This is a genomic window from Bradyrhizobium cosmicum (assembly GCF_032290525.1).
GTDB classification, from domain to species: Bacteria; Pseudomonadota; Alphaproteobacteria; order Rhizobiales; family Xanthobacteraceae; genus Bradyrhizobium; species Bradyrhizobium cosmicum_A.
In genome coordinates this window covers 97,843-116,065 of the sequence record NZ_JASXTA010000019.1, presented here as the reverse complement: position 1 = coordinate 116,065, position 18,223 = coordinate 97,843, and the positions used below count along the sequence as shown (strand labels likewise).

Genomic DNA, 18,223 nt, shown 5'->3' with positions numbered 1-18,223 from the left:
GCTCCATCCGGGCTACGGGTCTGAGTTGCCGGGACGGGGCGGCTTACGCGGATAGACGCGGCACGGCGTCGAACCTCGACACCACGATATCCCGCTTGGTTTCGTCGACCCGCACGGTCATGTCAAAACGGCCATCGTGCAGTTCCTTGGCCAGCACCTCGGCATTGCGGTGCAGCCAGCTGATGCCGGCGCCGTCGGCGGCGTCGATCGAGAGATCGAGCGTGATGCGTTTGGCAGCCAAGCGCTCCTCGATCGCGGCGAGCAGTGCGTCGATCCCCTCGCCTGACACGGCGGACACCAGCATCGCCGGATGATCCTCCGGCCTGCGGGCGGCGATGTTCAGAAGTTCCTCGCGCTGATCGGTGTCGTAACGATCGATCTTGTTCCAGACCTCGATGATGCGGCCGGAATCATCCGGGTTGATGCCGAGCTGCCGCAGCACCGTGTCGACGTCGCTCTGCTGCGCTTCGGCGTCCTCATGCGAGATGTCGCGGACATGCAGGATGACGTCGGCCTCCAGCACCTCCTCCAGCGTGGCGCGGAAGGCCGCGACGAGCTGCGTCGGCAAATTCGAGATGAAGCCGACGGTATCGGACAGCATCGCCTTGCCGCCATGCGGCAGCGTGAGCGCGCGCAGGGTCGGGTCGAGCGTGGCGAACAGCATGTCGACGGCCTGCACGTCGGCGCGGGTCAGGCGGTTGAACAGGGTCGACTTGCCGGCATTGGTGTAGCCGACCAGCGCAACGACGCGATACGGCACGCGCTGGCGGCCGGCGCGATGCAGGCGCCGTGTCGCCTGCACCTTCTTCAGCTCGCTCTCGAGCTTGGAGATGCGCTCCTGGATCAGGCGGCGGTCGGCTTCGATCTGCGTCTCGCCGGGGCCGCCCATGAATCCGAAACCGCCGCGCTGGCGTTCGAGATGGGTCCACGAGCGCACCAGGCGCGAGCGCTGGTAATTGAGATGCGCGAGCTCGACCTGAAGCGAGCCTTCCTTGGTCTTGGCGCGGCGGCCGAAGATTTCCAGGATCAGGCCAGTGCGGTCGAGCACCTTGGCGTGCAGCTCTTTCTCGAGGTTGCGCTGCTGGATCGGCGCCAGCGCGCAATCCATCACCACGAGCTCGACATCGAGGCTCTTGACCAGCGCGGCGATCTCCTCGACCTTGCCCTTGCCGATATAGGTCGCGGGCCGGATCTGGCTGATCGGCGCGATGATGGCGTCGGCAATGACGAGATCGATCGCGCGCGCGAGGCCGGCGGCTTCATCGAGTCGGGCCTCGGCGTCTCGCAAGATCTGGTTCGACGAGACATGGTTTTCCGATTGCGCATCGGCACTGCCCGCGCGCACTCGCAAATAGGGACCGATGACAAGCACCCGCCCCGTCTGCTTCGCCCCTGCCGACCGCGGACGGTCGGCCTCCCCGTCGAAATTCCGGGGTTCCAATCAGATCACTCTCAAGCCGGCTGATCCTCGCCGCCTTCGAACAGCTGGATCGGAGCGCCCGGCATGATGGTCGAGATCGCATGCTTGTAGACAAGCTGCGAGTGACCGTCGCGCCGAAGCAGCAAGCAGAAATTGTCGAACCAGGTCACGATGCCCTGGAGCTTCACTCCGTTGACCAGAAAGATCGTCAGTGGCGTCTTAGTTTTGCGAACGTGGTTGAGGAAGGTGTCCTGCAGGTTTTGTGCGCGGTCTGCCGCCATTGTTTTTTTCTCGCTTTGAGTTTCTTTTTATTGCGCCGGTTGCGGCCCTCTTTGTGAAAATCGGAGCCTCTCCCGGTTGCCGCTCCTCATGAGATCCCCCTCGGAAGGAACAGCTGTGCGATTAGAGGACAGGTGGACCTATTAGGCAAGCCGCTTCGCGCGGCAAGCCATGCCGTATTGCCCCGAAAAACTACGGAAATCGATGATTTTCCTCGCCTATTCCTGAGGTCCGGCCGCGACGTCGGCCGTCAACCGACGCCGAGCGCCTTCAACTTGCGGTGCAACGCCGAGCGTTCCATGCCAACGAACTCCGCCGTGCGAGAAATATTTCCTGAGAAACGGCTGATCTGAGCAATCAAATAGTCGCGCTCGAACACTTCGCGTGCCTCGCGCAGCGGCAGGCCCATGATGTGCTCGCCATTGTTGCTGGTCGGCATCGCCGGCACCATCGAGCCGACGTCCTGCGGCAACATGTCGGCGGTAATGATCACCTCGGGCCCACCCGCAGCTAGAATCATGACTCTCTCAACGTTGTTGCGGAGCTGGCGCACATTGCCCGGCCAGACATGCGATTGCAGCACCGCCATCGCGTCCTGCCCGATCTGCCGCTTGGGCAGGCCGCTGCCGGCCGAGATCTGCTCCATGAAATAGTCGATCAGTTCCGGAATGTCCTCGCGCCGCTCCGACAGCGCGGGCACGCGGATCGGCACCACCGAGAGTCGATGATAGAGGTCTTCGCGGAAATGACCGGCCGCGATCTCCTCTTCGAGGTTTCGCGCTGTGGAGGAGATGATGCGGACGTCGACCTGCACCCTGGCGGTGCCGCCGACGCGCTGGAACGACTGCTCGACCAGCACGCGCAAAATCTTGTTCTGGGTCTCGCGCGGCATGTCCGCGATCTCGTCGATGAACAGCGTGCCGCCATGGGCCTCTTCAAGGGCGCCGGGCTTGCGCGCGTGCTCGCCGTTGGACTGCTCGATGCCGAACAGCTCGTGCTCCATCCGCTCGGGCGTGATCGCGGCGGCGTTGATGACGACGAAGGGGCCGTCGGCGCGGCCCGAGGCCGTGTGCAGCGTGCGCGCGGTCAGCTCCTTGCCTGCACCGGCGGGGCCGACGATCAGGATGCGGCTGTTGGCCTTGGCCGCTCGCTCGATGGTCTGGCGGAGCTGGTTCATGCTCGGCGAACGGCCGACCAGCGAGCTTGCGCTCGGCGCCAGCTGCTTCAGCTCCTTGACCTCGCGCTTGAGCCGCGAGTTCTCCAGCGCTCTGGTTGCGACCAGGATCAGCCGGTCGGCCTTGAACGGCTTCTCGATGAAGTCGTAGGCGCCGCGCTTGATCGCGGCGACCGCGGTCTCGATGTTGCCGTGACCGGAGATCATCACGACCGGCAGATCGGCGTTGTCCTTCTTGACCTGCTCCAAGAGCTGCAAGCCGTCGAGCTTGGAGCCCTGCAGCCAGATGTCGAGGAACACCAGATGCGGTCTGCGATTGGCGATCTCGGCAAGCGCCGTATCGCTGTCGCGGGCCGTCCGGGTCACGAAACCCTCGTCTTCGAGGATGCCCGCAACGAGATCCCGAATATCGGCCTCATCATCGACAATCAGAATTTCATTAGCCATGGGTCGCCCCTGTCTTCTCAGTTGCCTGTTGAGGCTTCGATCTTCGTTGAATCATTGGTCTTTTCAGCCGGCTCTTTGGTTTCGGCCGCCGGCTCTATTGTTTCGAGGTGCTTGACGGGAGCTGTGCCCGTTTCCGTGATGTCCGGCTTGATCGTTGCCGCGGCCGCCGGTTCTGCCCCTTCGCTTTTCGCGGGCGCGCCGGAGATCGCAAATCGCATCCGCATCCAGGCGCCGCGCTGGCCCTCCCGGAAGTCGGAGGCATCCTTCAGCTCGATGCGCCCGCCATGGTCTTCCAGCACGCGGCCGACGATCGCCAGGCCAAGGCCGGTGCCCTTGGCGCGTGTTGTCACATAGGGCTCCAGCAGGCGCGAGCGCGCGACCTTGGGCAGGCCGATACCGTTGTCGATGACGTCGATCAGCACGTCCTCGCCCTCGCGCGACACGACGACATCGATACGTCCCTTGCCCAGCTCCTCCGCCGGGACCTGCTCGATCGCCTCGGTGGCGTTCTTGACGATGTTGGTGACGGCTTGCGAGATCAGCCGCCGATCGAACTGGGCGCGCAGCGGATCTTCCCTGAACTCCGCGTCGATATCGATCTCGGGATGGGCGACCTTCATCAGGAACACCGCCTGCCGCACGGTATCGGCGACGTCCTCGCCCTCCATCACCGGCTTCGGCATCCGCGCAAAGCGCGAGAACTCGTCGACCATGCGCCTGATATCGTCGACCTGGCGCACGATGGTGTCGGTACACTGCTCGAAGATCTGCTTGTCCTTGGCCTCGGTGATGTCCTTGCCGAATTTGCGGCGGATGCGCTCGGCCGAGAGCTGGATCGGCGTCAGCGGGTTCTTGATCTCGTGGGCGATGCGGCGGGCGACATCGCCCCAGGCCGAGGTGCGCTGCGCAGAGACCAACTCGGTGATGTCGTCGAGCGTGATGATGTAGCTGTCGTGCGGCTGGTTCTTCTCCGCGCTGACGCGAACCGAAAGGTTACGCTCCTGCCCGTCGCGCGTGATCGTGATCTGGCCCTGCACCAGGCGCTGGGTCCCTTCCCGCGCCGTCTTCATCATCTCGTCGAGCTCGGGCAGGACGTCGGTGAGCGGATGGCCGAGCGTCTCCGCTTCGGAGTGCCCGATCAGCTTCTCGGCGGAGCGGTTGAGGATGCCGACGCTGCCCGAATTGTCGACGCCGATGATGCCGGCGCTCGCCGAGGACAGCACGGCCTCGATGAAGCGGCGGCGGCTGTCGATGAGGTCGCTGGCGTTGACGAGCTCGTCGCGCTGGCTGCGCAATTCCTGCGTCATCTTGTTGAAGGTCTCGCCCAATTGGGCGAGATCGCCTTCGGATTGGTGCACGGGCACCTGGACGTGGAGGTCGCCGGTCGAGACGGTGTGGGCCGCATTCATCAGCCGCCGGATCGGCGAGACCAGCGAGTTGGCGAAGTTGAGGCCGATCAGCACCGAGGCCATCAAGATGGTCAGCGCGATCACCGCGAACATCAGCGCGAAGGCGACCTGGATGCCGAGCCGGCGCGACTCGATCTGGGCATATTCGGCGACGCTGACCTCGGTCTGCTTGAGCTGGTGGACGACGTTCGGATCGAGCGGCCGCGCGACGTAGAGGAAGGTGTCGCTGAAGGCGCGCAGGCGGATCACCGCCGCGACGAAGCTCGCATCCGGCAGCACCGCGATCTCGGGCTCGGATTCGTTGACGTTGCTGAGAAAGTCCGGCGCCGGCGGCGAATAGGCCAGCCGCATGCCGGTGTCGGCGGACTCCAGAATGTTGGTGTTCTTGTCGATGATCATCGCGCCCGGCAGATTGCGGGAGCCGGCGCTGCCGGCGAGCAACTCGCGGAACGAGCGGCGGTCCTGGTCGTAGAGCGGCCGGGCGTGGGCGATGTCATTGGCCATGCCGAGGATGTCGCCGCGGATCAGCTGCGCATGGTCCTGCATGTAGGCCCGCGCGATCGTCAGCGAATTCTGGATGACCTCCTTGGTCGGCCCCGAGAACAGGCGGTCGAGGCCGCGCTCGATGGTGACGTTGGCGACCACGGCGACCAGCACGGCCGGCAGCACCGCCACGATCGAGAACAGGCTGACGATCTGGACATGGAGGCGCGCAGCCGCCCTGCCCCGCCGCCGCGCCAGAATCAGCTGCCAGAGTTCGCGGATGATGATCCCGACCAGCAGCAGGATCGTGGCCGCGTTGATCAGGTAGAACGAGCGGACCACCTCCGGCGTCGGCTCGATCCTCGTGAGGCCGGTCAGGACCAGGAAGGTCAGAAGGGCCGACAGCAGCGCCATCGCCACGGCAAGGGGTGCCAGCCAGCGCCGCACCGACCAGGGCCGGGACTCTTCTGCTGGGGCCGTGTCGAAGTGTGCGGCCGAGGTGTCTGCGCTGGTCATTCCGGCAATGGTGGTACTGAAAACGGGGGCCGCGGCGGGCGGATACTGATGTATTCGTACCACATTGTTGCCGAATTGCGACAATTCCGCGGCGCTTCGGGCGTGGTGGACCGGCGCATCCACAGGCGTTCGTCTGGCAGGCCTGGTTGGCGGGAACGAATTGCCGTCCCTGCGGCTTGACCGGGATGCACAGGTTCTTTCTCGCGATGATGGTGTCGGCCGTGCTGCTGCTGATCGTGGCCGCCGACCTCCTGGTCAATGGTGTCGGGGTGCAGCAGCCCACGAACCTCGCCAGCGCCCTTCCGGTCTCAGGCCGGCTGATCAGATGAGTGCGACGCCGCGCCTGCGGCCGTCGACAATTCGTATGTGACCAATTCGTGTGTTCTGGCGGAACGTTTCTGCCCGATCCGGACTTTAGCTCACCGCGTCAGCCACAACGGCCAGCGCGATCCGGACAGGCTCAGCTCCGCTTTGGTAGGGGGAGCTGAGCCACCGTTCGTTCCGGAAGATTAGCCCCCGCTCCGATACACCTGGATATCCAGATCCCGGATCTTCTTCCGCAGCGTGTTGCGGTTGAGGCCGAGCAGGTCGGCGGCGCGGATCTGGTTGCCGCGGGTGGCGGCGAGCGCGGCCGTGAGCAGCGGCACCTCGATTTCCTTGAGGATGCGATGATAGAGGCCCGGCGGCGGCACGCCGTTCGGGAAGCCCTGGAAGTGCGAGGACAGATACGCCTCCACCGCGCCGCCGAGATTGTCGACGCCCTGCTGGACCGCGGCACCCGGGCTGACCGTGGGCGGCGCGAGCTCACCGTCGATGACGGAACCCGTGATCACGTCCTGCGGATAGAGCGCGGCAAGGCGGCGGGCGAGGTTTTCGAGCTCGCGCACGTTGCCGGGCCAGCGGTGCTGCTTCATCCGCTCCAGCGCCAGCGTATCGAGCTTCTTCGGCGGCAGGCCGTCCTTCTCGGCCAGCGTGAAGAAGTGACGCACCAGATCCGGCAGGTCCTCGATGCGCTCGCGCAAGGGGGGCAGCCGCAGCGGCACCACGTTGAGGCGGAAGAACAAATCTTCGCGGAACAGTCCCTGCTGGATCAGGACCCGCAGATCCTTGTTGGAAGCCGCGACGATCCGCACGTCGGTCTTGATCGGGGTGCGGCCGCCGACGGTGGTGTATTCGCCCTGCTGAAGCACGCGCAGCAGGCGAGTCTGGGCCTCCATCGGCATGTCGCCGATTTCGTCGAGGAACAGCGTGCCGCCCTCGGCCTGCTCGAATCGGCCGGAGGCGCGGGTGTTGGCGCCGGTGAAGGCGCCGCGCTCATGGCCGAACAGCTCGGATTCGATGAGGTCGCGCGGAATCGCCGCCATGTTGACCGCGACGAACGGACCGTTGCGGCGCTTGCCGTAATCGTGCAGCGCGCGCGCCACCAGCTCCTTGCCGGTACCGGACTCGCCGGTGATCATCACCGTGAGGTCGGTCTGCATCAGGCGGGCCAGCACCCGGTAGATTTCCTGCATCGCCGGCGAGCGGCCGACCAGCGGGATCGCCTCCATCTCGGCGTCATCGTCGGGCGCCGAGACCCGTTCCTTCGGCTCGGCCAGCGCGCGGCCGACGATGGCGATCAGCTCCTTCAGGTCGAAGGGCTTTGGCAGATATTCGTATGCCCCGCGCTCGGAGGCGCGGATCGCCGTCATGAAGGTGTTTTGCGCACTCATGACGATGACGGGCAAATTCGGCCGCATCTTCTTGATCCGCGGCAGCAGGTCGAACGCGTTCTCGTCGGGCATCACCACGTCGGTGATGACGAGATCGCCCTCCCCCTGGCTGACCCATCGCCAAAGCGTTGCGGCGTTGCCGGTGAGCCTGACCTCATAGCCAGCCCGGGAAAGTGCCTGATTGAGAACTGTGCGGATGGCGGTGTCGTCATCAGCAACGAGAATGCTACCTGCGGGCATCGTTAATCCTCATTTTGCCCCCTGAGATGCAGACGACGACTTCCCGGCAGAGCCGTCGCGACTGCTGTGATCGGCATGTTTCACCGATGTGGAATACATCGGCATCAGCACGCGGAAGGTGGTCTTGCGCGGCTGAGACTCGCATTCGATGATGCCCCCGTGATCGCCGACGATCTTTGCGACCAGCGCGAGGCCCAGCCCCGAGCCGGTCTGCTTGGTGGTCACGAAGGGATCGAACAGGTTGGGCAGAAGATCGTCCGGCACGCCTGGTCCGTTGTCCCTCACGCAGAATTCGAGCGGCAGGGATACCCGGGATTTTTGACCGGGGACTGACAGGCGCACGCCGGGGCGGAACGCGGTGGTGAGCTGGATCTCGCCGTCGGGAACGTCGATCAGCGCTTCGGCGGCATTCTTCACGAGGTTGAGGAACACCTGGATCAGCTGGTCCTGGTTCGCCAGTACCGGCGGCAACGAGGGATCGTAGTCCTCGACGAAGCGGATGTTGCGGGCAAAGCCCGACTGCGCCAGCCGCTTCACGTGATCGAGCACGGAATGGATGTTGACGGGGCCGCGAACCACCGGGCGCTCGTCGCCGAACACTTCCATGCGGTCGACCAGGGTGACGATGCGGTCGGCCTCGTCGCAGATCAGCCGCGTCAGCATGCGGTCCTCGGACGAGGCCTGCTGCTCCAGAAGCTGGGCGGCGCCGCGGATTCCCGAGAGCGGGTTCTTGATCTCATGCGCCAGCATCGCGGCCAGCGCGATCACCGAGCGCGCGGCGCTGCGATGGGTGAGCTGGCGGTCCATCTTGTCGGCGATGGAGCGCTCCTGGAGCATCACGACGATATGGCCGGGCCGCTCCGTGAGCGGGGCGACGTGCAGATCGACTTGGCGGTCGCCGCCCATGCGCGGCGTGCCCAGATCGACCTTGTATTCGTTCACCGGCGAGTTCGACGAGCGCACCTGGTCGATCAGCGCCAGCAAGGGGCTGCCGAACGGGACCAGCTCCTTCAGCGACTGCCGCTTCAAAAACTGCGTCGATATGTCGAAAAAGGCTTCGGTGGCGATGTTGGCGGCGATGATCTTGCCGTCCGGCCCGATCATCAGAACGGGATTGGGCAGTGCGTCCAGGATCGCGTCGCTGTCGGACGGAAACGGCCGACGATGTTCAGCGGCTGAGCTCATGCAGCAGCGCTCCATGCGAAGTCGTCGAAGGCATCTTGCAATGACTGGTGGACGAGACGCGGATCCTCCGACGTGAGGATCTTCTGGCGCCATCCCTTCAGCGTCTCGACCGTCGCGCCGCTCGTATCCGCAGCGACGTCGAGCGCCCAGCCGAGATGCTTGCGCGCGTGCCTGAGCCCGACACGCAGGCCGTAGAGCGCGCAGACGCCCTCGTAGAGCGTGCGAACGTAGTGAAGCTGGGTTTCGAGCGACGGCGTGGCTTCCTCAGCTCCGCCCTTCAGGCGCCGGCCGATCTCGCCGGGCAGCCAGGGCTGGCCATTGGCGCCGCGGCCGATCATCACGGCATCGGCACCGGAGGCCTCGAGCGCCGCGCGCGCCTTTTCGTAAGTGGTGATGTCGCCATTGACGACGAGCGGAACCGAGATCGCCTCGCGCACCGCGCGGATCGCGTCCCAATCGGCCTCGCCCTTGTAGAACTGGCAGCGGGTGCGGCCATGCACGGTGATGAGCTGGATGCCGGCGGCTTCCGCGCGGCGCGCCAGTTCCGGCGCATTTCTCGTGCGGTCGTCCCAGCCGAGCCGCATCTTCAGCGTCACCGGGACCTTCACCGCGGCAATCGTCGCCTCGATCAGGCTGATGGCATGGTCGAGGTCGCGCATCAAGGCCGAGCCGGACTGGCCGCCGGTGACGTGGCGGGCCGGACAACCCATGTTGATGTCGATGATATCGGCGCCTTCGGCTTCGGCGATCCGAGCGCCCTCGGCCATCCAGTGCGTCTCGCACCCGGCGAGCTGGACCACGTGCGGTCCGATTCCGGTCGCCTCGCAACGCAACCGCGACATCTGATGGCCATTGGCGAGCTCATCGCTGGCAGTCATTTCGGAGACGACCAGACCAGCCCCAAGCTCGGCAGCCAGCTTGCGAACGGGTGAGTCCGTCACTCCCGACATCGGCGCCAGGAAGACCGGGGCGGCGACTTCAATGTCGCCTATCTTCAACGGCTTAGAGCCTAATACTGCCGTGCCGGTCACAGGGATCTCGTTGCTGGACAGAGCCTCATCGCGCCTGCCATGACCTATCTTGCGCACAAATCTTGTGCAGTCAAGCGTCATGCCTACACTTTAACCAGTTCTGCAGATCTTTCAAGTGCAGTGCAGCAAATTGCTGTTTCCCACAATCCGGGGAAACCCCCTTTTTTTGCGGGCCTGCCGTGCTAGAGGCTTGCGGCAATCACCCCACTCCCCCGACTCTCTTCATCACCAACTGAGTATTTGAGTCCTATGGCGAAATCACAGCGCACCGCAGTCGTTCTTGTCGCGGCCGGACGCGGTCTGCGCGCAGGCGCGGGCGGGCCGAAGCAATATCGGATGATCGGCGGCGTGCCCGTGATTTATCGCGCCATGGAACCCTTCAGCCGCCATGCCGATGTGTTCGCGGTGCAGCCGGTCGTGAACCCCGACGACCGCGCCATGTTCACGGCAGCGGTCGCAGGATTGAAGCACGAGGCGCCGACCGGCGGTGGCGCCACGCGTCAGGCGTCGGTGCTCGCCGGATTGGAAGCGCTCGCCAGGCACAAACCGGACATCGTCCTGATCCACGACGCGGCACGTCCGTTCGTCTCGGAAGGCGTGATTTCGCGCGCGATCGAGGCGGCAAGCCGCACCGGCGCTGCGATCCCCGTCGTTCCCGTCACCGACACCATCAAGCTCACCGGCGCGAGCGGCGATGTCGAGGACACGCCGGACCGGGCGAGGCTCAGAATCGCGCAGACGCCGCAATCCTTTCGTTTCGACGTCATTCTCGAGGCGCATCGTCGCGCCGCAAAGGACGGGCGCAGCGATTTCACCGACGATGCCGCGATTGCCGAATGGGCGGGATTGACGGTTGCAACCTTTGAAGGCGATGTTGCCAATATGAAGCTCACCACTCCCGAAGATTTCGTGCGCGAGGAAGCGCGCCTGGCCAGCCTGCTCGGCGACATCAGGACCGGTACGGGTTATGACGTGCACGCCTTCGGCGAGGGCGATCATCTCATGATCTGCGGCGTGCGCGTGCCGCACACCAAAGGCTTCCTGGCGCATTCCGACGGCGATGTCGGCCTGCATGCGCTGGTCGACGCCATCCTCGGCGCCCTCGCCGATGGCGATATCGGCTCGCACTTCCCGCCGAGCGATGCCAAGTGGAAGGGCGCCTCCTCCGACCAGTTTTTGAAGTACGCGATCGAGCGCGTCACGGCGCGCGGCGGGCGCATCGCCAATCTCGAGGTGACGATGATCTGCGAGCGGCCGAAGATCGGGCCGCTGCGCGACAGCATGCGTGCGCGCATCGCCGAGATCTGCGGCGTTGACGTCTCCCGCGTCGCGGTGAAGGCGACCACCAGCGAGCGGCTCGGTTTCACCGGCCGCGAGGAAGGCATCGCGGCCACCGCGAGCGCCACCATCCGTCTTCCCTGGAGCGTGTAGGACCATGGGCGGCAGCGACGCACGCGCCCTCTCCCGCTCGCTGCTCGATCTGTGCCGGATGCGCAAGCTGACGATCGCGACCGCCGAGTCCTGCACCGGCGGCCTCGTCGCCGGCGCACTGACCGACATCCCCGGCTCGTCAGATGTCATTGATCGCGGCTTCGTCACCTATTCCAACGACGCCAAGCGCGCCATGCTCGGGGTCGAGGCGAGCACGCTCACGAATTTCGGCGCCGTCAGCAAAGAGACCGCAACGGCGATGGCGATCGGCGCGCTCGAGCGTGCGGGCGTCGATCTCGCCGTCGCCATCACCGGCATTGCCGGCCCCGGCGGGGCGACGCCGGGCAAGCCGGTCGGCCTCGTGCATTTCGCCGCCGCGGCGCGCGACGGGCGCATCATCCATCGCGAGCATCGCTTTGGCGCGATCGGCCGCACCGCCGTGCGGCAGCGCTCGGTGGTCGAGGCGCTGCGCATGCTGATGGATCTCGCGCGGGGCCCGCAAGTCACGGCCAAGCCGCAACGCGCCGCCGCCGCAACGCGGCTGCGTCCCCGCGTGACACGCTCGCCGCGCCGGCATGCGGTCAAGCGCCGGCCACCGCGCCCGCCGCGGGGGTGATATCCGAGAGTATGGCCTGACCAGGCCCCTCACGCCGCTGCAAGCAGCGCACCCGCATGGTCGAGCACGCGCTGCTTGACTGTATCGGCGTCGGATGGCTTCACCTTCGCGATCACGGTCAACTCGACGACAGGCGCCGCGGGATCGGCCGCGATCACCTTCGACACATTGACCGATGGCGCGGCCCGCTCGTCGACGCGCGGATCTTCACGCAGCTCCTTCAGGATCTGGTCGGCCAGCGCATTGGCGGCTCCGGCCCTGACCGGAAACGTCACCTTGACCTCCCCCGTGCCGGGATAGGCGCTGTGATTGATGATCGCTGCGCCCCATACCTGCCCGTTCGGCAACAGTATCTGCGTGTTGTCGGCGCCGACCAGCTCGGTCATGAACAGCGACAGTGATCGCACCTTTCCCGCCTTGCCGCCGACCTCGACATCATCGCCGATATGGAAGGGCCGGAACAGCAGCAGCATCACGCCGGCAGCGAGATTGGACAGCGTGCCCTGCAAGGCCAGTCCGATGGCGAGCGATGTCGCGCCGAGCACTGCGACAAGACTCGCGGTCTGGATGCCGAACAGCTGCAGCACGGCAATTCCGACCACTGCCAGCACGGCATAGCGAGCGACGCTGGCGACAAACAAGGTCACCAGCGGATCGACGCGATGCGTGACGCTCAAGACGCGCGTGACGAAACGCTGCATCGCGCCGGACAGATACCAGCCGATCGCCAGCAGCAGGATCGCGTAGATCGCATTTAGCCCATACAGGATGAGCGACGCTTTCAGCGTGTCGAGATTGATGGTCATGGCGGCTCCAACCCGGACAATCCGTACAGAACTCGCGTTGGCGCGAAATGATCCCGTCGATGGTCGATGGGGAACACCGCCCCGGAGGGGCAAGCAAGCTCGCGCGAGACGCGCCGCGGGACTGCGAACCCATGCTTTTCAAAATGCACACAAATCTTGTCGAAATCGATCGGGATCGCAAACATGCAACCGCGACCAAACGTCGTGGCTTCCATCAGAACTTGGCGTGGGAAAAATAATGGCGCAATAATGCCCTCTACCTTGCGGCATCGACCCGGTCCTGCTTTCTGGAGGGCGACGGCGTGTTCGTTCGCTTCACTGCCCTGGCCAGCGCCATTGTCGCCTTGGCCGCCTTTGATGGCGCGTCCGCACAAACGGCCAACCAGCCGCCGGATACCATGGCAGCGCGGGTGGAAGCTTGCACGCCGTGTCACGGCAACAAGGGCGAAGGCACCAGCGACGTTTACTTCCCGCGACTTGCCGGTAAGCCGGCGGGCTATCTCTACAACCAGCTCCTTGCCTTCCGCAGCGGCCGGCGCAAATACCCGCCGATGAATTATCTGCTGGAATTCCTGCCCGATCCGTATCTGGAAGCAATGGCGGAATATTTCGCCAGCGAGCACCCTCCGTTACCGCAACCCGTACCGAGCGGGGCCAGCAAGGACGTCCTGGCGCAGGGCGAGCTGCTCGCCACCAGCGGCGATGCGGGCCGTGGCATTCCGGCCTGCGTAAGCTGCCATGGCCCGGGTCTCACGGGCATGCAGCCGGGTATCCCCGGCCTGCTCGGCTTGCGCGCGGCCTATGTCAGCGCGCAGCTCGGTGCCTGGCGCTACGGCACCCGCACGGCGAAGTCGCCCGACTGCATGCAGCTCGTCGCCGGTCATCTGACCGAGGCCGACGTCACCGCCGTCGCGGCCTGGCTCGCGACGCGGCCAGCGCCAGCGAATCCGGCTCCCGTACCGGAAGGCACCTACGCGCTGCCGTTCGGCTGCGGCAGCCAGCCCAACTGACGAGGCGGATGATGGGCTCGAAATTGTTGATCGCTCTCCTCGCCCTCGCCGCGCTCACCAGGGCTGCGCAGGCCCAGGACAAGACGAGCGAGATTATCACCCGAGGCGAATATCTCGCACGCGCCGGCGATTGCACCGCCTGCCACACGGCGGCTGAGGGCCGCCTGTTCGCCGGCGGGCGCCCGATGCCGACCCCGTTCGGAACGATCTACACCTCCAACATTACGCCGGATCGCGATACCGGAATCGGCAAGTGGAGCGCGGACGATTTCTACCGAACCATGCACAACGGCCGCTTCCCGGATGGCGGGCTGATCTACCCGGCGATGCCGTTCGCGTCCTACACAAAGGTGACACGCGCCGACAGCGACGCAATCTTCGCCTATCTTCGTTCGATCGCGCCGGTCAGCCAGAAAAACAAGCCGCACGAGCTGCGCTTCCCCTACGACAACCGCCAGCTCATTCTCGGGTGGCGCACGCTGTACTTCCGCGAGGGCGAGTTCAAGCCCGACACCACCAAGTCGGCGGAATGGAATCGCGGCGCTTATCTGGTCGAGGGTCTCGGCCATTGCAGCATGTGCCATTCGCCGATCAACGCACTCGGCGGCACCTCGCAAGCGGACGCGTTCAAGGGCGGCCTGATCCCGATGCAGAACTGGTACGCGCCGTCTCTCACCAACAACCGCGAGGCCGGGCTCGGCGACTGGAGCATCAAGGACATCACCGACCTGCTCCAGACTGGTGTCTCCATGCGTGGCGTGGTCTACGGCCCGATGGCCGAGGTCGTGCACAATAGCCTGCAATATCTCAACGACGAGGATACCAGGGCGATGGCAGTGTACCTCAAGGGCATCGCGGAGCCCTCGCCTCCTCCGCTGCCGGGCTCGGCGCTGCCGACCACCGAAAGCAGCCTGCTCATCAGCCTCGGCAAGACCGTCTATGACAAGAGCTGCGCGAGCTGTCATGGCACGCAGGGCGAGGGCAAACCGCCGCACTGGCCGCCGCTCGCCAACAACCAGTCGATCGAAATGCAGTCGGCGGTCAATCCGATCCGCATGGTGCTCAATGGCGGCTATCCGCCGGGCACCAAGGGCAATCCGATGCCCTACGGCATGCCGCCCTTCGCCGGCGTCCTCTCCGACAACGAGGTCGCCGCCGTCGTCTCCTACATCCGCACCGCCTGGGGCAATCGCGGCACGCCGGTCTCGGCGCGCGAGGCCAACGAGCTGCGCTCCGCACCGCTGAACTGAGAGGCGCCAGAGATCCATCATGTTCAATTCCGACCCGCCGACTAGCCCAGCAGCAGCCGACCAGGCCATCGAGGAAGTCGTAGCGCAGGGCCCGTCCGGCGCGATCGTGGTGGCCGGCATCGCCACCGCCTGCGTGGTCGCGATGTGGTTCGCCTTCTATCTGTTCGTCTTCCTGCCGCGCGGACCGCTGCAATGAGCGCAGAGCAAACCCACAGCAACGGAAGCGCCAGCGCCGAGGTCGCCGCCCGCGTCGAGCGGCGCTGGGCCAGCATCGCCGTGGTCATCGTTGTGATGATGGCGTTGCTGGCGGCGTTCGCCGGCATCCATCGCGCGACCATGCCGCAGCCGCGCGTGGAAACCGCCGATCCGTCCCGGATTCACCTCTCCGGCGAATTTGTCGAGAGCAATCTCGGCAGCGTGCTGGAAGCCAACGGCAATGTGACCGTGCGCGCGATCGGCCAGCAATATTCCTTCACCCCGGCCTGCATCCTCGTGCCGTCGGATACGCCGATCACGTTGCGTGCCACCAGTGCCGACGTGGTGCACGGCATCCTGATCCAGGGCACCAACGTCAACACCATGCTGGTGCCCGGCTACATCTCCGAGCAGCTCATGCGCTTTGCCAGGACCGGCGACTATCTGATGCCCTGCCAGGAGTTTTGCTCCTTCGGCCATGAGGGGATGTGGGGCAAGGTCAAGGTGATCGACAAGACCGAATTCGCCAATCGTGCAAAGGGCGGCGGGAGGCTGAGCTGTGTTGGTCAATAGGAAGCTCATCCTCGCCCATTTCTGGCTGGCCTTCGCGGTGTTCGGCTTCGCGCTGACTCTCGGCGCCTGGCAAATGTTCATCCGCAGCCCGATCGGGAGCTGGCTGTCGAACCCCGAGCTCTACTACCGCTCCCTGACCGCGCACGGCACGGTGATGGGCTACGTCTTCCCAACCCTGGTCGCGATGGCCTTTGGCTACGCCATCAGCGAGTCCGCACTGGAGCAGCGCCTGGTCGGTGTGCGCTGGGCGTGGACCGGATTCTGGCTGATCGTCGCCGGCAGCATTATGGCGCTGATCCCGATAGCGCTCGGCCGCGCCTCGGTGCTCTACACGTTCTATCCGCCGCTGATCGGCAACGTGTTCTACTACCTCGGCGTTGTCCTCGTCGTGGTCGGCTCCTGGATCTGGGTCGCGCTGATGTCGATCAATCTGCGCGTCTGGCGCAGGGCGCATCCCGGGGCGCCGGTGCCGCTCGCGATGTTCGCCAATGTCGCGGGCTCTTACCTGTGGGCCTGGACCGCGGTCGGTGCCGCGCTCGAGCTGTTGCTCCAGATCATTCCGGTTGCCGCAGGCCTCAAGGCCACCATCGATGCGGGCCTTGCCCGCGTGTTCTTCTCCTGGACGCTTCACGCCATCGTCTATTTCTGGCTGATGCCGACCTACATTGCCTATTACACCATCGTGCCGCGCGCGATCGGCGGCCGGGTCTATTCCGACAGCATGGGGCGGATCGCCTTCATCCTGTTCCTGGTGGTGTCGATGCCGATCGGCATGCACCATACCTTCGCCGATCCGCAGGTCGGGGCCGGCTTCAAGTTCATCCACTCGGCGTTCACGGCGCTGGTCGCGCTGCCGACGCTGCTGACCGTGTTCACGATCTGCGCGTCCGTCGAGATCGCGGCACGCCTGCGCGGCGGCCGCGGCATGTTCGGCTGGATCAAGGCCCTGCCCTGGGACAATCCGATGATGCTGGCGCTGGCGTTCTCGTTCGTCATGCTCGGCTTCGGCGGCGCCGGCGGCCTCATCAACATGAGCTATCAGCTCGACGCATCGATCCACAACACGCAGTGGATCACCGGTCATTTCCACCTGATCTTCGGTGGCGCCATCGTGATCATGTACTTTGCGATCGCCTACGATCTGTGGCCGCATCTGACCGGACGGGAGCTGATCGACGTCCGCCTGATCCGCAGCCAGCTCTGGATGTGGTTTGTCGGCATGATCGTCACCACCTTTCCATGGCACTGGGTCGGCATCCTCGGCATGCCGCGCCGCATGGCCTATTTCGACTTCGGCGATCCCGCCATCGCGCCGCAGGCGCTCTCGGTCACCTTCTCGGCAATCGGCGGCTTCATCCTGTTGGCGTCGGGCATCATGTTCATCGTCATCCTCGCGCGTGGCATGCGTGCGCCTCAGGTTGATGCCGGCCCCTACCGCTTCGCGCTCGCCGTGCACCAGCCGACAACCGTACCCGTTGCGCTCAACACACATGGCCTCTGGGTGGCGCTGATGATCGCCCTTACCCTCACCAATTACGGCTATCCGATCCTGAATCTGGCGCTCAGTTCGGGCACGTCGGTGCCGGCCGTCTATGTGGGAGCGCAGTGATGAGCACGCGCGATCTCTTCACCCTCCGCAACAGCCATTTCAGGGTCGGCGTCGGCATCACCGCCGCGATCCTGATCGTCACGGCAATTGCCGGCTTCATCGTGCTGCCGTTTGCCCAGCCCTGGGTGCAGTTCGCCAACGTCTGGGATGCGATCTGCAGTGCCGCCGGAGTCCTGCAACCCGCGCCGAGCGTCACGGCGCCGGAGCAGACAAAACGCCTGTCGGAGGTGGTGCTGACCTCGCGCACACTGGCGCGTCCGAGCCAGGAGGCGATCGGCCGCGGCGCCACGCTGGCGCAGCGTTGCGCGATCTGCCACGGCCCGACCGGCATCAGCCGCGCGGACTCGCCCAACCTCGCCGGCCAATATGCCGCCGTGATCTACAAGGAGCTGCACGATTTCCGCTCCGGCGCGCGCACCAATGCCGTGATGTCGCCGTTCGCCGTCAATCTGACCGACCAGGAAATCGCCGATCTCTCGAACTATTACGCCTATCTGCCGCGGCTGCCGGCCTATCATCCGACGCCGCTTCTCCCGAAACCCGACATCGTCATCTACGGTGCGCCGATCCGCGGCATCGCGCCCTGCGGCGCCTGCCATGGCAGCCTCGACAACAAGACCGGCAGCCCGTGGCTGGAGGGTCAGTCCGAGGCCTACATGAAGGCGCAGCTCCAGGCCTTCGCCTCAGGCGAGCGCCGCAACGACATCAGCCAGCAGATGCGCAACGTCGCGCGCGCGATGACGCCGCAGGAGATCGAACAAGCCGCGGCGTATTACGCCTCGCAGCCGCCGGATGTGGTGAAGGCGGTGGATTGAAGTGAGGAGCTCGTGCCCCGGA

The 18,223-nt window shown here is 65.3% G+C and carries 17 protein-coding genes; 9 read left to right on the top strand and 8 right to left on the bottom strand.

The window, feature by feature from the left end; translation table 11 throughout:
• Positions 1 to 43: 43 nt before the first annotated feature.
• The 4 genes from hflX to QSV46_RS29350 form a co-directional block, all read right to left on the bottom strand.
• Positions 44 to 1,441, bottom strand: a complete 1,398-nt coding sequence (gene hflX / locus QSV46_RS29365) for a GTPase HflX (RefSeq protein WP_314959874.1) — start codon at positions 1,439 to 1,441, stop codon at positions 44 to 46.
• Positions 1,442 to 1,452: 11 nt separating this feature from the next.
• Positions 1,453 to 1,701: an RNA chaperone Hfq gene (hfq, locus tag QSV46_RS29360; protein ID WP_007591126.1), complete on the bottom strand. Its 249-nt coding sequence runs from the start codon at positions 1,699 to 1,701 to the stop codon at positions 1,453 to 1,455.
• Positions 1,702 to 1,949: 248 nt separating this feature from the next.
• On the bottom strand, positions 1,950 to 3,320 hold the full coding sequence (locus tag QSV46_RS29355) for a sigma-54 dependent transcriptional regulator (protein ID WP_314959755.1): 1,371 nt from the start codon (positions 3,318 to 3,320) through the stop codon (positions 1,950 to 1,952).
• A 17-nt stretch (positions 3,321 to 3,337) separates the two neighbouring features.
• Positions 3,338 to 5,728, bottom strand: a complete 2,391-nt coding sequence (locus tag QSV46_RS29350) for a PAS domain-containing sensor histidine kinase (RefSeq protein WP_314959753.1) — start codon at positions 5,726 to 5,728, stop codon at positions 3,338 to 3,340.
• A 185-nt stretch (positions 5,729 to 5,913) separates the two neighbouring features.
• Here QSV46_RS29350 and QSV46_RS29345 point away from each other — a divergent pair, with 185 nt between their 5' ends.
• Positions 5,914 to 6,057 carry a hypothetical protein gene (locus QSV46_RS29345; RefSeq protein WP_314959750.1) on the top strand — a complete coding sequence of 48 codons (144 nt, stop codon included), beginning with the start codon at positions 5,914 to 5,916 and terminating at the stop codon, positions 6,055 to 6,057.
• A 180-nt stretch (positions 6,058 to 6,237) separates the two neighbouring features.
• Here QSV46_RS29345 and ntrC read toward each other — a convergent pair whose 3' ends face one another.
• The 3 genes from ntrC to dusB are packed head-to-tail and all read right to left on the bottom strand — an operon-like array spanning position 6,238 to position 9,863.
• Positions 6,238 to 7,680, bottom strand: coding sequence for a nitrogen regulation protein NR(I) (ntrC, locus tag QSV46_RS29340; protein ID WP_314959749.1), 1,443 nt, complete (start codon positions 7,678 to 7,680; stop codon positions 6,238 to 6,240).
• Positions 7,681 to 7,689: 9 nt separating this feature from the next.
• Entirely contained in the window at positions 7,690 to 8,865 is a 1,176-nt protein-coding gene (locus tag QSV46_RS29335; RefSeq protein ID WP_314959747.1) for a nitrogen regulation protein NR(II), read from the bottom strand.
• Positions 8,862 to 9,863, bottom strand: a complete 1,002-nt coding sequence (gene dusB, locus QSV46_RS29330) for a tRNA dihydrouridine synthase DusB (RefSeq protein ID WP_314959745.1) — start codon at positions 9,861 to 9,863, stop codon at positions 8,862 to 8,864. The genes QSV46_RS29335 and dusB overlap by 4 nt, the downstream gene beginning before the upstream one ends.
• A 282-nt stretch (positions 9,864 to 10,145) precedes the next feature.
• Between dusB and QSV46_RS29325 the strand changes: the two genes are divergently transcribed.
• Positions 10,146 to 11,327 carry a bifunctional 2-C-methyl-D-erythritol 4-phosphate cytidylyltransferase/2-C-methyl-D-erythritol 2,4-cyclodiphosphate synthase gene (locus QSV46_RS29325; protein WP_314959744.1) on the top strand — a complete coding sequence of 394 codons (1,182 nt, stop codon included), beginning with the start codon at positions 10,146 to 10,148 and terminating at the stop codon, positions 11,325 to 11,327.
• Positions 11,328 to 11,331: 4 nt separating this feature from the next.
• A complete protein-coding gene (locus QSV46_RS29320; RefSeq protein WP_314959742.1) occupies positions 11,332 to 11,943 on the top strand; it encodes a CinA family protein in 612 nt (203 codons plus the stop codon).
• Positions 11,944 to 11,972: 29 nt separating this feature from the next.
• Here the strand turns inward: QSV46_RS29320 and QSV46_RS29315 are convergent, their stop codons facing one another.
• A complete protein-coding gene (locus QSV46_RS29315) occupies positions 11,973 to 12,749 on the bottom strand; it encodes a mechanosensitive ion channel family protein (protein WP_314959740.1) in 777 nt (258 codons plus the stop codon).
• A 302-nt stretch (positions 12,750 to 13,051) separates the two neighbouring features.
• On the opposite strand from QSV46_RS29315, the gene QSV46_RS29310 reads away from it, so the two are divergent.
• From QSV46_RS29310 to QSV46_RS29285, 6 genes are read left to right on the top strand one after another with little or no spacing between them, the layout of a single operon-like run.
• Positions 13,052 to 13,759: a c-type cytochrome gene (locus QSV46_RS29310; protein WP_314959738.1), complete on the top strand. Its 708-nt coding sequence runs from the start codon at positions 13,052 to 13,054 to the stop codon at positions 13,757 to 13,759.
• An 8-nt stretch (positions 13,760 to 13,767) separates the two neighbouring features.
• Complete coding sequence (locus QSV46_RS29305; RefSeq protein ID WP_314959736.1) at positions 13,768 to 15,009, top strand: cytochrome c; 1,242 nt, start codon at positions 13,768 to 13,770, stop codon at positions 15,007 to 15,009.
• A gap of 19 nt (positions 15,010 to 15,028) precedes the next feature.
• A complete protein-coding gene (locus QSV46_RS29300; RefSeq protein ID WP_314959733.1) occupies positions 15,029 to 15,205 on the top strand; it encodes a hypothetical protein in 177 nt (58 codons plus the stop codon).
• Positions 15,202 to 15,777, top strand: a complete 576-nt coding sequence (locus QSV46_RS29295) for a cytochrome C oxidase subunit II (protein ID WP_314959730.1) — start codon at positions 15,202 to 15,204, stop codon at positions 15,775 to 15,777. The genes QSV46_RS29300 and QSV46_RS29295 overlap by 4 nt, the downstream gene beginning before the upstream one ends.
• Complete coding sequence (locus QSV46_RS29290) at positions 15,764 to 17,386, top strand: b(o/a)3-type cytochrome-c oxidase subunit 1 (RefSeq protein ID WP_314959726.1); 1,623 nt, start codon at positions 15,764 to 15,766, stop codon at positions 17,384 to 17,386. The genes QSV46_RS29295 and QSV46_RS29290 overlap by 14 nt, the downstream gene beginning before the upstream one ends.
• Complete coding sequence (locus QSV46_RS29285) at positions 17,386 to 18,201, top strand: c-type cytochrome (RefSeq protein ID WP_314959722.1); 816 nt, start codon at positions 17,386 to 17,388, stop codon at positions 18,199 to 18,201. Before QSV46_RS29290 ends, QSV46_RS29285 begins: the two co-directional genes overlap by 1 nt.
• The last annotated feature ends 22 nt before the right edge of the window (positions 18,202 to 18,223 follow it).

What these genes read in the sequence shown, in the direction of transcription:
- QSV46_RS29300 (WP_314959733.1), top strand. Translation starts at nt 15,029, where the DNA reads ATGTTCAATTCCGACCCGCCGACTAGCCCAGCAGCAGCCGACCAGGCC.
- QSV46_RS29285 (WP_314959722.1), top strand. Translation starts at nt 17,386, where the DNA reads ATGAGCACGCGCGATCTCTTCACCCTCCGCAACAGCCATTTCAGGGTC.
- QSV46_RS29345 (WP_314959750.1), top strand. Translation starts at nt 5,914, where the DNA reads ATGCACAGGTTCTTTCTCGCGATGATGGTGTCGGCCGTGCTGCTGCTG.
- QSV46_RS29320 (WP_314959742.1), top strand. Translation starts at nt 11,332, where the DNA reads ATGGGCGGCAGCGACGCACGCGCCCTCTCCCGCTCGCTGCTCGATCTG.
- QSV46_RS29335 (WP_314959747.1), bottom strand. Translation starts at nt 8,865, where the DNA reads ATGAGCTCAGCCGCTGAACATCGTCGGCCGTTTCCGTCCGACAGCGAC.
- QSV46_RS29305 (WP_314959736.1), top strand. Translation starts at nt 13,768, where the DNA reads ATGATGGGCTCGAAATTGTTGATCGCTCTCCTCGCCCTCGCCGCGCTC.
- QSV46_RS29315 (WP_314959740.1), bottom strand. Translation starts at nt 12,749, where the DNA reads ATGACCATCAATCTCGACACGCTGAAAGCGTCGCTCATCCTGTATGGG.
- QSV46_RS29295 (WP_314959730.1), top strand. Translation starts at nt 15,202, where the DNA reads ATGAGCGCAGAGCAAACCCACAGCAACGGAAGCGCCAGCGCCGAGGTC.
- ntrC (WP_314959749.1), bottom strand. Translation starts at nt 7,680, where the DNA reads ATGCCCGCAGGTAGCATTCTCGTTGCTGATGACGACACCGCCATCCGC.
- QSV46_RS29355 (WP_314959755.1), bottom strand. Translation starts at nt 3,320, where the DNA reads ATGGCTAATGAAATTCTGATTGTCGATGATGAGGCCGATATTCGGGAT.
- QSV46_RS29350 (WP_314959753.1), bottom strand. Translation starts at nt 5,728, where the DNA reads ATGACCAGCGCAGACACCTCGGCCGCACACTTCGACACGGCCCCAGCA.
- hfq (WP_007591126.1), bottom strand. Translation starts at nt 1,701, where the DNA reads ATGGCGGCAGACCGCGCACAAAACCTGCAGGACACCTTCCTCAACCAC.
- QSV46_RS29325 (WP_314959744.1), top strand. Translation starts at nt 10,146, where the DNA reads ATGGCGAAATCACAGCGCACCGCAGTCGTTCTTGTCGCGGCCGGACGC.